This is a genomic window from Streptomyces sp. WAC04114, from assembly GCF_019733245.1.
Classification (GTDB): Bacteria; Actinomycetota; Actinomycetes; order Streptomycetales; family Streptomycetaceae; genus Streptomyces; species Streptomyces massasporeus_A.
Map to the genome: position 1 here is coordinate 1 of NZ_JAIGQA010000368.1, position 1,381 is coordinate 1,381.

Annotated in this window: 1 protein-coding gene; it reads right to left on the reverse strand. The window is 65.5% G+C overall.

Features of this window, described 5'->3' with window-relative positions; genetic code table 11:
• Nucleotides 1-151 precede the first annotated feature (151 nt).
• Complete coding sequence (locus K4G64_RS39225) at nt 152-1,021, reverse strand: IS5 family transposase (RefSeq protein WP_221760612.1); 870 nt, start codon at nt 1,019-1,021, stop codon at nt 152-154.
• Nucleotides 1,022-1,381 lie beyond the last annotated feature (360 nt).

Consider the following 1,381-nt stretch of genomic DNA (forward strand, 5'->3'; position numbering starts at 1 on the left):
GCAATCCGTCCCAGCCGTCACACCGTCCAGCGCATCCGTCACCTCGCTCCCACCAGCACCGCCGAAACGACAACCCACCGTCAGAGAGTGCAGGTCAAAGCGCACCTCAGGGGAGAAAACGACCTCTAAGAGGTCGTTTTCTCCCGATGTTTCATCCCGGAATGGGTGTTTGATCCTGTGGTGTCGGGTCGCGCCAGGAGATGGTGGCTTCGCCTGTGAGACGTCGGGCCACGAGGTCGGTCATCGCCAGGTGGCTCATGGCTTCGGAGCGGGCGGGCAAAGTTTCGTAGTCTCGGGCCAGGCGGCGGTGGAGCATGAGCCATCCGTAGGTCCGCTCGACCGCCCACCGTTTCGGTATCGGGGTGAATCCCCTGATCCCGGGGGTACGGGCGGTGATCTCCATGTCGATGCCAAGGGTGGCGGCGTGTTCGACAAAGCGCTTGCGGTAGCCGCCGTCGACCCAGACCTTGCGAATGCCGGGGTGGTCGGCGGCGGCCTGGTCGAGCAGTCGGGTGCCGGCCACGGAGTCCTGAACGCTGGCAGCGGTGACCAGCACGGCGAGCAGGAGGCCGATCGTGTCGGTCACTATGCTCCGCTTCCGGCCGACGATCTTCTTGCCCGCATCCGTGCCCTGACTCGTGGCGGGGACGCTGGTGGAGGTCTTGACGCTCTGTGCGTCGATCACACAGGCCGACGGGCTCGCGTTCCGGCCCTCCTTCTGCCGCACCAACTCCCTGAGCAGGCCGTTGAGCTGGGCGAATACGCCGTCCTTCTGCCACTTGGCGAAGTAGCCGTAGACCGTCTCCCAGGGCGGGAAGTCGTGCGGCAGGTAGCGCCACTGCACCCCGGTGCGGTCCACGTACAAGATCGCGTCCATGATCTCGCGGAGGTCATGGACGGGTGGCCGCCCGAAGTCCAGGGCCCGGCCGCGGCGCTCGAAGCGCCAGGCTGCCAGGACCGGCTGAATCAACTCCCAGCGTGCATCGGACAGATCACTCGGATACGGACGTCGCTCACTCATAACGTCGGCGTACCGCCCGCACGCGAGTGCGCCCAGGCGTGCGTCTTCGGCCGCGGAAGCACAGCCACGGAACGGGGCGTCCTGGAATGAGACAGGCGCAAGCCTCAACGCGCCCCAGCCGTCACCCCATCCGGCCATCGAGAGTCGACCGGATCAGCCGTCGCATCAACACCGCAGCCCTGCATCACGCAAACAAGGAGGTAACAGGGCCTACCAGACGAAAACGACCTCTAAGAGGTCGTTTTCTCCCCTGAGGTGCGCTTTGACCTGCACTCTCTGACGGTGGGTTGTCGTTTCGGCGGTGCTGGTGGGAGCGAGGTGACGGATGCGCTGGACGGTGTGACGGCTGGGACGGATTGC